The following is a 12,024-nucleotide window of genomic DNA, read 5'->3' on the forward strand; positions in this document are numbered from 1 at the left end:
GATCAGGAATGCGGGCCACGGTGAGCGGGGACCGGAGGGGACCTAGTGGATTCCGAATCAGATCCGCCTGAAGAGGGTAAGACAGAGGACGGCCCGGCCGAGGGCCGCGGGACCGAGGAGAGCAAGCCCGCGGAGACCAAGCCCGAGCCGGGCAAACCGGCCGCGGATCGTCCGCGCCGCAGTTCGCTGGGCGCGAACCGTCCGTTCAAGGACGCGCCTGACAAGCCGGACACACCCCTGCTGAAACCCCTGGGCAGCATTCAGTTCCAGGACGCCGCCACGACGAAGCCGAGGCCGCCGACGCCGGCCGAGCTGCGCGCGCGCCGCAAGCACGAAGACAAGCAGCGCGAGCTCGAAGAGGCGCGCCAGGCCGCCGAGGCCAAGCGGCAGAAGCAGAAGCGCATCCTGATGGGGTCCGCGGCGGCCGTCGGCGTGGTCGGACTGGTGGCGGGTGTCGGGTACTGGTTGCTGCGGCCGGACAACGTCACCGCGCAGTGCGTCCAGGACGACCCCAGCGGTCAGCCGGTGATCGTGCCCGACAGCTACTGCACCGGCCACACCCCGGGCATGAACGGCTTCTTCTTCTGGGGCGGACACTCCTACCGCTACTACTACGGCAGCAGCGGTTCGGTCGGGCAACGGCCGATCGGCGGATCGACCAGCATCCCCAAGGGAGCGAACGTCACCACCAAGTCAGGCACGACGATCCAGCGCGGCGGCATCGGAGGCAGTGGTGGCAAGGGCGGCGGCGGCTCGTGAAACGTGCCCGATCTCAGCCGCGGCCGAACTGGCAGTCGATCGTCGAATCACAGGGACTCGTCTACGGCACACCGGCGCGTGACGCACGTGGAGCCGACCGGCCGTACTGGGACGAGTCGGTCTATTACGAATTCGAGATGGACGAGATCCTCGCCCTGGAAGCCGACGTCGAGCTGCTGCACTCGATGTGCCTGAACGCCGTCGAGCAAGTGGTGCTGATGGAGCGCTACGCGGATTTCGGCTTGCCGGAATGGAGTTGGCCGCACGTCGCCGAGTCTTGGCGCCGCTCGGATCCGCACGTGTACGGCCGCTTCGACCTGCGGTATGACGGCCGGCGTCCCGCGGTGCTGCTGGAATACAACGCCGATACGCCCACCACGCTGCTGGAAGCCGCGATCTTGCAATGGTATTGGCTGAAGGACAAGTTCCCCGACGACGACCAGTGGAACTCGCTGCACGAGCAGTTGGTGGAGCGCTGGGGCGTGGTCCGTGATCTGTTGCCCAGCAACGAATTACACTTCGCCTGGTCCGGCGTGGAGGCCACCGGCGAGGATCAGATCACGACCACCTATATGCAGGAGACCGCAGCCGAGGCCGGTTTTCACACGGTCGGGCTGTTGATCGAGGACGTCGGCTGGGACTCCGCGCTGGAGCGCTTCGTCGACCTCGAAGAGGATCCGATCCAGGCGATCTTCAAGCTGCATCCGTGGGAATGGGTGCTCGACGATCAGTTCGGCAAGTACGTGGCGCAGACGCTGCCGCAGACCATGTGGATCGAACCGCTGTGGAAGACGCTGCTGTCCAACAAGGCGATCCTGGCGGTGCTGTGGGAGATGTATCCGGGGCACCCGAACCTGTTGCCGGCCTACCTCGACGACCCGCACGAGCTCACCGAGTACGTGCGCAAGCCCAAGCTCGGACGTGAAGGGGCGAACGTCACCGTCGTCGGCGCCGGCATGGAGACCGCCACCGGAGGCTTCTACGGCGAAGAGGGATTCGTCTATCAGTTGCTCGACCCGCTGCCCGAGTTCGACGACATGCGACCGGCTTTGGGGGCCTGGGTGGTCGGCGACACCGCCGCGGGTCTGGGCATCCGCGAGACTGCCGGACTCATCACCGACGATGGCGCGGCATTCGTTCCACACCGAATTCCACTGAGATGAACCCTTGAGATGAACGGAGTTGATCTTCGATGACGACGACGATTGTTGCGCTGCCGCATTCGGACTACTGGAGCTGGCTGGGACGGGGCGCCGGAGCCATCGTGCTCTACTCGATCCTCGGCCTGGTGCTGATGATCGTCGGCTTTTATGCCATCGACCTGACCACGCCGGGCCCGCTTCGCAAGATGGTCAACGCGGGTAAGCCGAACGCCATTCTGGTGGCCGCGGCCGGAATGGTCAGCATGGCTTTCATTGTGGTCATTGCGATTTACTCGTCGTCGGGCAACCTGCGGGAGGGGCTGCTGGCGTCGGCGGTGTTCGGTTTGGTCGGTATCGCCTCGCAGGTGGTGATGATGCGGATCGCGACCGTGGTGATCGGCATCGACATGGACACGTTGTTCCACTCCGACGAATTCAGCTACGACGCCTTGATGGTGGCCGCGGCGCAGTTCGCGCTCGGGATTGTGGTGTCGGTCGCGATTCTCTGAATCTCGGTTGCTACGCGGGCCTGATCGCCAGGGCGAGCTGCTGCGGCGTGTAGTTGACCAGCAGGGGGAGTAGTCCCGAGAACGGTGTGCCGAAGATCGTCACCGGTAGTGAAAGACCGCCCGGTGTCAGCAGAGACGGGGGCACATTGACTGTCGCGGTGGCCGGATGGGGTGGAACCAGGAGCCCGTCGGAGGGCAGGTGCAGGACGATTGCGACATTGGTGGGGAACAGATTCGGATCCACGGATCCGGTCGGCACATTGATCGTCGTGTCGATCGGGAGATTGCCGTTGAGGAAGCCGTTCAGCGCCACCGCCGGCGCATCGAAGAGTGTGCTCGTCGCTCCCAGATAGTTTCCGGCCGCGATCTGCTGCCCGAAGGTTTCGGCGCTCGTCGCGATTGCATTCAGCGTCGCGAGTGGGGCGCCGGCGGCGGCATAGGTGGCCACCAGCGGCAGCCCGAAGAAAGCTTCGAGTGTTCCGGTGCCCGCGAGAATATTGAGGTCAGCCTCCGCACTGATACTCGGAACCGTAAGCGTGTTAAGCACATTCGTGAAGTTCTGGGAAATCTGCCGGGGGAGGGACGGCGGCATCAGATTGGTGAGGTACTGCGCCTCCCGTCCCGGCAGATTCATGATGGTGAAGAAGTCACCCAGCGGGCCGAGGATGGTGGGATTCACGGTGGCGGTGAAGGTGAGATTCAGGAGATCCACGGTGGTCGTCACCGGCCCGGTCTCGACCCCGGTGACCAGCAGGCCCAGAGTGGCCCTGCCGAAGTCGGACACCGCACCGGTGAAGTTACCGGTCAACAGGGTTTGAGCGGCCACCTGGAGTCCCGATACGTAGGTCGGCAGCCCCGCGGCCAGACCGCTGAACCCGTTGATCGCCGACGTCACGAACGTCTGCGCGAAGCCGATCTGGGTGGTGATGAACTGCTGTGCGTAATACGCCGCGTTGAAGGACAGCGCCTGCTGGATGGCGGCTTCAATCGCCGCAGGAAGATTGGGCAAGTTGGCGGGGATGTTCGCGATAGCAGTAGCGATCTGCTGTGCGTAGCCCGCCTGGTTGGCCAGGAACTGCCGGAAGAAGGGGAACGGGTTCGCGGCCCAGGCGCCGCCCAGTGCTTGCAGATTGGTCGCCGTGTTGGTGACGAGTTGCCCGTACGCGCCTCCCGGAACGATCGTCGCGGCACTCGCGAGAACCGTTCCGGCATTGGCGATTTCCGCGCTCGCGTAACCCGCTGCGCTGCTGTTCAGCAGTCGTGCGAAGTCGGCATGGTACGCGGACACCTGCGCGCTGACGGCCTGAAACTCCTCGCCGAAGCCGCCGAACAGTTGCGCGACGGCGGCCGACACCTCGTCTGCGGCGGCGGTCGCGATACCGGTGGTGGGCGCCGAGGCCGCCGTCGCCACCTCCTGCAGCGACGAACCGAGCCCCGCCAGATCCTCGGCGGCAGCAGTGACCCAATCTGGCGTTGTGACCAAGTACGACATGGCCGAATCCCCTCGAATGACTTCCCCGCCGAATCGAGGGTAATCCCGGGCGCGGCCCCAGCGCCGGAGATTCGCCGAAGTCAGCGGCGAGTCAGCCGCACCGGCAACGAAACCGGTCCGCGCAGCGACGGCGTGATGCTCCACCGGACCGGCCCGGCCAGCTCCAACCCGTCCACCTCGTCCAGCAGACAATCGATGGCCGTGGCCGCTTCGAGACGGGCCAGATGAGCTCCGAGGCAGAAATGCAGGCCGTGTCCGAAGGCGAGATGCCCGGTGGTGTTGCGCCGGATGTCGAAGCGGTCCGGCTCGGCGAACTTGCCGGGATCACGGTTGGCGGCCCCGTAGAACAGCAATGCCCTTGAGCCCTTGGGAATTACCGTGTCGCCGATCTCGTAGTCGGCGGTAGCCGTCCGGGTTACCCACTGCACCGGCGAACCCCAGCGCGCCGTCTCTTCGACCGCGGCGTAGAGGCGGCTACGGTCCGCCTTCAGTTCGGCGAACAACTCGGGGTCCTCGGCGAGCCTGATGAGCAGCATCCCCAGCAGGTTCGTGGTCGTCTCGTTGCCGGCCACCAACAGCACGAGCACATACAGAAACGCCTCGCTGTCCGACAGCTCCCCGGCGGCGAGGGCGGCCTGCAGGCGGGTCAGCAGATCGTCGGCGGGTTGGGTTGCGCGCATGCGTATTTCGGCGTCAGAGAAGCTACGCAACCGCAGATAGGCCTGCATCGCCGAGCCCATCATGCGCACGATCTGCGATAGTGACCGCGGCGCGAAAATCTGCGCGAACTTCTCCGACACCGCCCGGAACGCCGGCCACTGTTGCCGTGGAATACCCAGGATGTTGGCGATCACATTGATGGGCATCGGGATGGTCAGTGCCGGAACGAGATCCACCACCTCGCCGCGCTTGAGCCCGGTGATCGCCTCGCCCGCCAGCGCGCGGATGTCGGTCGTCCACGCCTGGACGGCCCGCTTGGTGAACAGTGGTGCCACGATGTGGCGCAGCCGGGTGTGATCCGGTGGGTCGGTGAAGACCACCATGTTCGCCGCGAACGACCGCAGTGTGATGCCGTCGCGCGAGGTGAACGTGGTGTTGTCGCGGACGGCGGAGTGGACGTCGTCGTACCGCCCCACCATCCAGACGCCGAGACGTTCGTTGATCACCACGGGGTGTTCCCGAATCCGTTCATAGTCGGGATAGGGGTTGGCGATGTTGCGGACGAGCGTGGGGTCGAATGTCGTGCGCGGCACCGATGCCGGTGCGGAGTTCGGATGCGGCCGGCGCAGGTCGCGGTAACCGCCGACGGCGACGGGTCGCCAGAGATCGGTGACCGAGCTCCGTGCCGCCGAGGCAAGCGCCCGGGGCGGAGGCCTGAGCAGATCAGTCGTCACTCCGATGACGCTAGGCCGGGTCGGACGTCGTGAGAATGGTCGTTCCAGACACAGATTTGATATTTTCAGACAATGGTTGGTGCTGCATCTCCTGTCTGGGAAGTGGCGCTGTCGTCTGCGACCGGCCGGCACCTGCTGGAGACCGGCCGCCGGCACGGGCTTGACCCGGCGACGTGCCTCGCCGGAACGGGGCTGACATCCGACGACTTGGCCGATCCGGCGACGGAGGTCTATGCCAGTCAAGAGCTGACCATGATCCGCAATGTGATCGGCCGGCTCGGCGACAAGCCAGGGCTCGGCATGGAAACCGGGATGCAGTACAACCTCGCCGATACCGGCATCTTCGGCTATGCGCTGATGGCCAGTCCCACGTTCGGCGACGCCATCGACGTCGCCTGTCGCTATGCCGCTCTGGCCGACACCTATCTGAGCCTGGTCGCGGAGGTGACCAGCAGCGAAGCGGTCATCGAGTTCCGCGACAACACAATTCCGCACGATGTCCGGCGCTTTGTCATGGAACGCGATTTTGCGATCATGTTGCGGTTGCTGCCGTTGCTGCTGGGTGCCAACCACCCGTCCGTCACCCTGCGGATGGAGCTTGCGGATATGCAATTACCGATGGAGACAGTCGAATTGGACGGCGTGGCCGTCCATGTCGAGCACACCACGCGCAATGCGCTGATCATCCCGGCCGACCTGATCGGCCGGCCGATGCCCGCGGCCGACCCGCAGACGGCGGCGATCTGCATCCGTCAGTGCGAGGAGCTGTTGAATCGGCGACGCACCCGGCGGGGGTTCTCGGCGACCGTCCGGACCAGGCTGATCCAGGATTCGGCGGAGATCCCGTCGATGGCGACGGTCGCGAAGGAACTATGCATCACCGAGCGCACCCTGCACCGCCGGCTGGCCGCCGAGGGCACCAGCTATCGGGCGCTGCTCGACGAGGTGCGGGCCACCTTGGCGGGCGAACTGCTGAAATCGGGACTGACCGTCGAGGAGACCGCACAGCGCCTCGGGTATTCCGAGACGGCCGCGTTCACCCGCGCCCACATCCGGTGGAACGGCCATCCGCCCAGCCGGCGCCGGTGACTTAAGCCTCTGCCCGGCTGCCGGGGCCACCGTTAACGTCAGCAACCATGGCTAACCAACGGCCGCTGCTGGGAGCGCTGATGACGGCGGGCGGCATCGTCGGCCTGTACAACTGGGTCGGACGGCCGGTGATGTACAACTGGGGCGCCACCGACGAGGAGATCAACGCCGAGCTGCCCGGCGACGAGCTGGTCCAGCCGGGGGCGGTGCGTACTACCCGCGCCATCACCGTGGCCGCGACGCCGGCGGCGATCTGGCCGTGGCTGGCCCAGATCGGGGAGGGCCGCGGCGGCTTCTACAGCTACGACTGGCTGGAACGCCTGGCAGGCACCCGCATTCACAACGCCGACACCATCCACCCCGAATGGCAGCAGTTGAACGTCGGCGACATCGTCTGGCTGGCTCGCCGGTACGGCCGCAACGCGAGCCAAGTGGTCGCCGCGGTCGAACCCGGATCGCACCTGGTGTTGATGTCGCCGGCGGACTTCGAGCGGGTGCAGCGCGGCGAGAAGGCCATCGCATCGTGGGGGTTCTACCTGCGCCCGCAGGACGGCGGGACCCGCTTGCTAGCGCGGGGTACCGGTGGCGTTGCCGGCATGGCCTTCTTCGACATTCCGCACTTCGTCATGGAACGCGGAATGCTGCGCGGCATCCGCAGGCGCGCCACGGTTCTGCGCTGACCCGGCGTCGCGCAGGCTTTTCGGTGGCACCGTAGCGGCGATCAGCGACACGGCGTCGATGGTCTGCGGCCGGTACGCCAGGGTGGGCAGCCGTTCGGACATCAGGGCCACCGGGTCGGCGACAAACTCGGCAAGGCCGGACAGGAACGCCCACTCGTGCTCGTCGCTACCGAAATACACTGTGGTGGAGAATGTTTCGTGATATCGCCGCCACGACCGGTGCAGCGTCTCGTTGCGCCACAGGGTAGGGCAGCCCGCCTGGCCGACGACGACCCGGCCGATCCGGCGGCACCGGTCCAGAAAGCCGTTGTCGTACAGTCGATTGTGCTGAGCGGGCTCCGGGCGCTCGTCGGGCAGATCCACCACCACGATGTCATAGGGTGAGGTGCATTGCTGCACGAAGTCCCAACCGTCGCGGTAGTGCATCGTGACCGGACCGAATCCCTGTTCAGCCCTGCGTAATTCGTCGATCGAGTAGCCGTAGGGCAGGTGTTCGGCGCACAGCCGCACCGCATCGCGGTCGATGTCGACGTGGTCGACGTGGGCGGCTCCCGCCGCGATCGCCATCTGGCTGGCCACGCCTTCCCCGGAGCCGATGATCAGCACCCGCTCCAAACGCCCGGCCAGCAGCAGCGCGGGCACCAGCAGCGCCTCGTGATAGACCAGCTGACTGAATGCGGTGCTCTGGCGTTCACCGTCGCTGAACAACGCCACGCCCTGATCGGTGCGAGCGATGACCAGTTCCTGGTAGTCGGTGCGCACGTCGCGGATCACCTCGGACAGCGTCCAGCTTCGGGTGAGCCCCGATGTCAGTGGCTCGACGATGGTCCGGCCGGCACTTTCCGTCGTGCCGAAAAGCGTTGGCAGCGGCTCGAATCCGTTGAATCGCACGGATGCGTAACTCGCGGTGTAGGCACCGCTGTCGCAGATCTGCACCCCGTCGCCCGGTCGCAGCGTGACCGGCAGCGGGTAGCACTGGTACAGCACGTCGTCACCGTCACACGTCGGCCCCGCCAACACCGCGTCGGCAATGGCGTCACCGTCGCGCTGCGTCCGCAGTCGGTAGCGGATGTACTCGTTCTCGGTTTCGGCGAGACCGCTGTAACGGCCGACATCGAGATAGACCCAGCGCCGGCCGTCGGTTCCGGTCCGCACCGACACCACCTCGGCGGCGATGGTGCCGGCGGAGCCGACGATCGCCCGTCCCGGCTCCAGCGCCAATCGTGGTGGTTGCGAACCGAAATGCCGCCGCATTGCCGATGCGATGACCTCAGCGATCGTCGCCAGTTCGGGTGCGGTGCCGGCATACGGCAGCGGGAATCCGCCGCCGGCGTTGATCGTCGTCAGCCCCTCGACTTCATCGAATATCCCAGCAGCGCAGGCGATGCCCAGGTCCCACGCGGAAACGTCGAGTTGCTGCGAGCCCACGTGGAAGCTGACGCCCCCGGCGACCAGCCCCCGTGCCCGGGCCAGGTTGAGCAGTTCAGCGGCGTGCGCTGGGGCGCAACCGAACTTGTGACCGAACGGGGTCACCGAGGACGGAAACGGAGGGGCGATACGGCATTCCACCGTGGACCCAGGCGCGTACTCGGCCAGCACGGCGAGGTCGTGCTCGGTGTCGAAGGCGAACAGTCGGACCCCCCGGCCGTAGGCCGCCGCCACTGCCGCCGGTTTCTTGATGGTGTTGCCGAACGCCAGCCGGTCCCCGCCGATCTGCGCGGCGATGCAGGCGTCGGCCTCGCCCGCCGACGCGACGTCGAACGCCGATCCCTCGGCGGCGAGCAGTCGCAGGATGGGTTCGGCCGGGTTGGCTTTGACGGCGTAGCGAATGTCCGCGTCGGGCAATGCCGCCCGCACCGCCCGAAAGTTGTCGCGGACCCGGTCGAGATCGATCCGCAGATAGGGCGTGTCGGGCACCCCAGCAGACTAATTGGGCGGGTGCGACGGCAGCGAGAAGTGTTCGGGCGGAACGTTCGGGCCACTCGGTGGCTGGGTGGACAGCGGTGTGGTGATCCCGTCGAGAACCTGGGTCATGTTGCCGGTCAGCCGTTCGAAGTTCAGCGTCCCGTGCACGAAGTTCTGCGTGATCCGCAGCGGCTCCTGGATCTCCCCGCTGGTCGGCAACCCCAGCGGGCCGTGCTCGTAGCTCTGCGCCGCCCAGGCGTCGTAGATGGCGCCGGTGACCGGCTGCACCCCGGTGGTCGGCGACCAGTACATGGCGCCCTTGGCGAAGGTGACGAACCTCGATCCGTCCGCGCCGTCGGCCTCCGGCGAGGTGGGAGCACCCAGCGGGCTGGTCATCCCTCCCATCGCCTGCCAGTGCTCGTAGATGGCGCCGCCTTCCAGCGCCTTGATCAGTTCCTCCGGCGGGTCGTTGAAATGCGCGGCGATGTCCCTGATCTCGTCCATCAGTGCGTAGGCGGCGTTGCCGGGGCAATCGGTGTTGCCGACGTCGCGGTGGGTGAAGATTGTCGGCAACTTGGCTATCGCGCCGGCCGGATAGGTGGTGTAGGAGCTGCCCGCGGACTCCAGTTCCACGGTGGCCTTCGGGTCGACCTCGGCCATCCCCAGCCGCCAACCCAGCAGGCGTCCGACGGTGCGGATCTGGATGGGGGTGGGCGCGACGTCGTCGAAGTTGCCGATCATCGCCACACCCCAGGTGTCGCGGTTGAAGCCGCCGGTGTGGAACGCCTCGACCGGCTTGGTGAGCCCGCCGGCGCTGCCCTCGAAGACCTGGCCGTACTTGTCGACCAGGGCGTTGTACGCGATGTCGCACCAGCCCAGGGTCTTGCTGTGGTAGGTGTAGATCGCCTTGACGATGCCGGCCGATTCCAGCGGCGAGTAGTCGTTGCTGCCGGCGGTGTGGTGGACCACCGCCGCGCGCACGCCGCGGTCGTATTCCGGGCTGCCGCAGCGCAGTGACTCGTCGGCGCCCCACTCGGCCCGGCTGATGATCTGCGGCGCCTGACCCGGCATGGTGACTCCGGTCGGCGGAGTCCAGTGTGTTTCCGCGGGCGCTTGCGGCGGCGAGATGAGGATTGCGTTGATGTTCTGGGCGAACGGCTGTTCCTTGGTGGCCGGCCGGTAGCCCAGATCATCCTGGTGCGACGGCGCGGGTGGGGGCTGCGTCACCGGGGCGTCCACCGGGCGGGTGACGGCGATCTCCACGGCCGTGGTGGTGCCGACGAACACCGGGTCGGTACTGCGCGGCTCCGCCGTCGCGCCGTTGGGCGCCGAAGTCTGGTATTCGGTCTGATACCAGGGACCCCATGAGCCGTCGGGCTTCCTGGCGCGCACCCTGGCGGAGGTGCCGGCCAGGTCGCCGGTGAGCGCGACCAGGGAGAACGGTGTGTCCTGGGTCAGTTCGCGGACGGTCACGCCACCGCCGAGGCCGACCAGTGGCCGCTCGGCGAGTTGGGTGTCGCGTGCGGGCGCCGGCGGGTGGCTGCCGGCCGGGGGGCGCATGAGCACCCACGACACGATGACGACCGTCGCCAGGGCGGCGGTGAGCAACATCGTGGGTGTGCGACCGCGGGACACCAGGCGATGTTACTTGTGTGACTGCTGTTTCTTCTGGGGCGACACGGCATTTCTCGCGAGCAGACGCGAAATCGCACTGGAACGTGTGCTCCAACGGGACTTTGCGTCTGCTCGCGAGGCTTAGGTGCCCCTGCTCGCGAGGGGGAGGTGCCCCCCGCCCGCGAGGGGGAGGTGCCCCCCGCCCGCGAGAGGGAGGTGCCCCTGCTCGCGAGGTGAGACGCGCGGGAAAGCTGTCGACGACACCGCAGAGTATTTATGGCTGGGCGGGTTGCCGGGAGCCCAGCGCCGACTCTGCGGTGCCGTCACGTGACAGGCTTAAACCGGTGGCGCCCCCGCCACCGCTGCCGCCGGCACCGCCGGGATTGCGGCTGCCGGTGCTCCCGCCGCCGGAATGGCGGGCACAGCGGGTACGCCGGGCGCACCCGCGGTGGGCAGGACCGGTGTCAGACCGGCCACGCCGGGCAGCGCGGGTGCGGCACCCGCCGCTGCCGGAGCTCCGGCGGCACCGCCCTGCACCTGCTGCATGATCGCCGGCATGATCAGGCCCTTGAGCAGGTCGATCGCCTGACTGGCGCCCAGCTGGTTGGCCGCCTGCATCAGGTCGCTGACCAGACCGCCGCCACCGCCGCTGCCGCTGCCGGCCGGACTGACCGGCGACAGGCCGGTACCGCCGCCGCCGAGCCCGGAGGTGTCACCCAGGATCGGGTAGGTGCCGTCGGCACCCGGGTCCAATCCGACCGGGGTGCTGATCGGGACCTCACCGGTTGCGGTGGCCGGGCTCAGCGCCGACGGGCTCGTCAGGCCGGGGGCCACCCCGGTCGGGCTGGTCAGGGCCGGGTTGACGCCCGCGCCCGTGGCCGCCGTCGGCGGCATCAGCGAGGTGCCGGGCAACGCGCCGGGCGTAGTGGGAGTCAGGCCCGGGCTGGCCAGGCCGGGAGTGGTTCCCAGGCCGGCGGTGCCGAGGCCAGGGCTGGCCAGGCCAGGGGTGGTTCCCAGACCCGTGGTGCCCAGACCAGTGCTGGCTCCGCTGGCGCCGCCGAGTGCGGGCACCGGCGGCAGGTTGACGCCGAACTGGGACAGGCCCTGGGACAGCGCGGAGATCAGCTCGTTGGGCAGGTCGGCGACACTGGCCGCCCGCTTGAACTCGTGGTGCTCCACCGGCTTGGTGTCGGCGGTTGATTCGTAGACAAGAAAATAAGCACACGGACTTGCGACGGCCAGGGCGGCGACCGCGCTCATAGTCTTCGAGAGCTTGCGTCGGCGTCGGTTCGGCACGGAAGTCTCCTCAATCTGGATTATGTGGAGGCGGGGTCGGAGACCCACATGACCGATGGTACGAGTGAGAATCTTGTGACTAGTGTGGCGAGACCGAATCGTGAGGGGAGTGGTTCGAAGGTGTGACGTTCGCCAGATGGCACG

The 12,024-nt window shown here is 67.2% G+C and carries 10 protein-coding genes; 5 read left to right on the plus strand and 5 right to left on the minus strand.

What is annotated here, in order from left to right; all coding sequences use genetic code 11:
- Positions 1-45: 45 nt before the first annotated feature.
- From QXK92_RS26340 to QXK92_RS26350, 3 genes are read left to right on the plus strand one after another with little or no spacing between them, the layout of a single operon-like run.
- Complete coding sequence (locus QXK92_RS26340) at positions 46-759, plus strand: hypothetical protein (protein ID WP_306246703.1); 714 nt, start codon at positions 46-48, stop codon at positions 757-759.
- Positions 756-1,922 (plus strand): glutathionylspermidine synthase family protein, encoded by a 1,167-nt coding sequence (locus tag QXK92_RS26345; RefSeq protein ID WP_306246705.1) that lies wholly within the window; start codon positions 756-758, stop codon positions 1,920-1,922. Before QXK92_RS26340 ends, QXK92_RS26345 begins: the two co-directional genes overlap by 4 nt.
- 29 nt (positions 1,923-1,951) lie before the next feature.
- Complete coding sequence (locus tag QXK92_RS26350) at positions 1,952-2,410, plus strand: DUF350 domain-containing protein (protein ID WP_065049165.1); 459 nt, start codon at positions 1,952-1,954, stop codon at positions 2,408-2,410.
- Between the two features lie 10 nt (positions 2,411-2,420).
- Here the strand turns inward: QXK92_RS26350 and QXK92_RS26355 are convergent, their stop codons facing one another.
- The gene (locus QXK92_RS26355; RefSeq protein WP_306246708.1) at positions 2,421-3,902 is read right to left on the minus strand and encodes a PE family protein; all 1,482 of its coding nucleotides are present in this window, start codon (positions 3,900-3,902) and stop codon (positions 2,421-2,423) included.
- An 80-nt stretch (positions 3,903-3,982) separates the two neighbouring features.
- The gene (locus QXK92_RS26360) at positions 3,983-5,296 is read right to left on the minus strand and encodes a cytochrome P450 (protein ID WP_306246710.1); all 1,314 of its coding nucleotides are present in this window, start codon (positions 5,294-5,296) and stop codon (positions 3,983-3,985) included.
- Positions 5,297-5,368: 72 nt separating this feature from the next.
- Here QXK92_RS26360 and QXK92_RS26365 point away from each other — a divergent pair, with 72 nt between their 5' ends.
- Both QXK92_RS26365 and QXK92_RS26370 read left to right on the plus strand, forming a co-directional pair.
- Positions 5,369-6,385 carry an AraC family transcriptional regulator gene (locus tag QXK92_RS26365; protein WP_306246712.1) on the plus strand — a complete coding sequence of 339 codons (1,017 nt, stop codon included), beginning with the start codon at positions 5,369-5,371 and terminating at the stop codon, positions 6,383-6,385.
- A gap of 47 nt (positions 6,386-6,432) precedes the next feature.
- The gene (locus QXK92_RS26370) at positions 6,433-7,065 is read left to right on the plus strand and encodes a hypothetical protein (protein WP_306246714.1); all 633 of its coding nucleotides are present in this window, start codon (positions 6,433-6,435) and stop codon (positions 7,063-7,065) included.
- Here the strand turns inward: QXK92_RS26370 and QXK92_RS26375 are convergent.
- From QXK92_RS26375 to QXK92_RS26385, 3 genes are all read right to left on the minus strand, one after another.
- Complete coding sequence (locus QXK92_RS26375; protein WP_306246716.1) at positions 6,952-8,982, minus strand: alanine racemase; 2,031 nt, start codon at positions 8,980-8,982, stop codon at positions 6,952-6,954. The genes QXK92_RS26370 and QXK92_RS26375 overlap by 114 nt on opposite strands.
- A gap of 9 nt (positions 8,983-8,991) precedes the next feature.
- Positions 8,992-10,608: an LGFP repeat-containing protein gene (locus QXK92_RS26380; RefSeq protein WP_306247928.1), complete on the minus strand. Its 1,617-nt coding sequence runs from the start codon at positions 10,606-10,608 to the stop codon at positions 8,992-8,994.
- A gap of 312 nt (positions 10,609-10,920) precedes the next feature.
- On the minus strand, positions 10,921-11,880 hold the full coding sequence (locus tag QXK92_RS26385; protein WP_306246718.1) for a hypothetical protein: 960 nt from the start codon (positions 11,878-11,880) through the stop codon (positions 10,921-10,923).
- Positions 11,881-12,024: the final 144 nt, after the last annotated feature.

It is taken from the genome of Mycobacterium sp. TY815, assembly GCF_030755135.1.
GTDB lineage: Bacteria > Actinomycetota > Actinomycetes > Mycobacteriales > Mycobacteriaceae > Mycobacterium.

Bases quoted from the DNA above. Each gene is read 5' to 3' on its own strand.
- QXK92_RS26365 (WP_306246712.1), top strand. From the start codon at position 5,369: ATGGTTGGTGCTGCATCTCCTGTCTGGGAAGTGGCGCTGTCGTCTGCG.
- QXK92_RS26370 (WP_306246714.1), top strand. From the start codon at position 6,433: ATGGCTAACCAACGGCCGCTGCTGGGAGCGCTGATGACGGCGGGCGGC.
- QXK92_RS26355 (WP_306246708.1), bottom strand. From the start codon at position 3,902: ATGTCGTACTTGGTCACAACGCCAGATTGGGTCACTGCTGCCGCCGAG.
- QXK92_RS26350 (WP_065049165.1), top strand. From the start codon at position 1,952: ATGACGACGACGATTGTTGCGCTGCCGCATTCGGACTACTGGAGCTGG.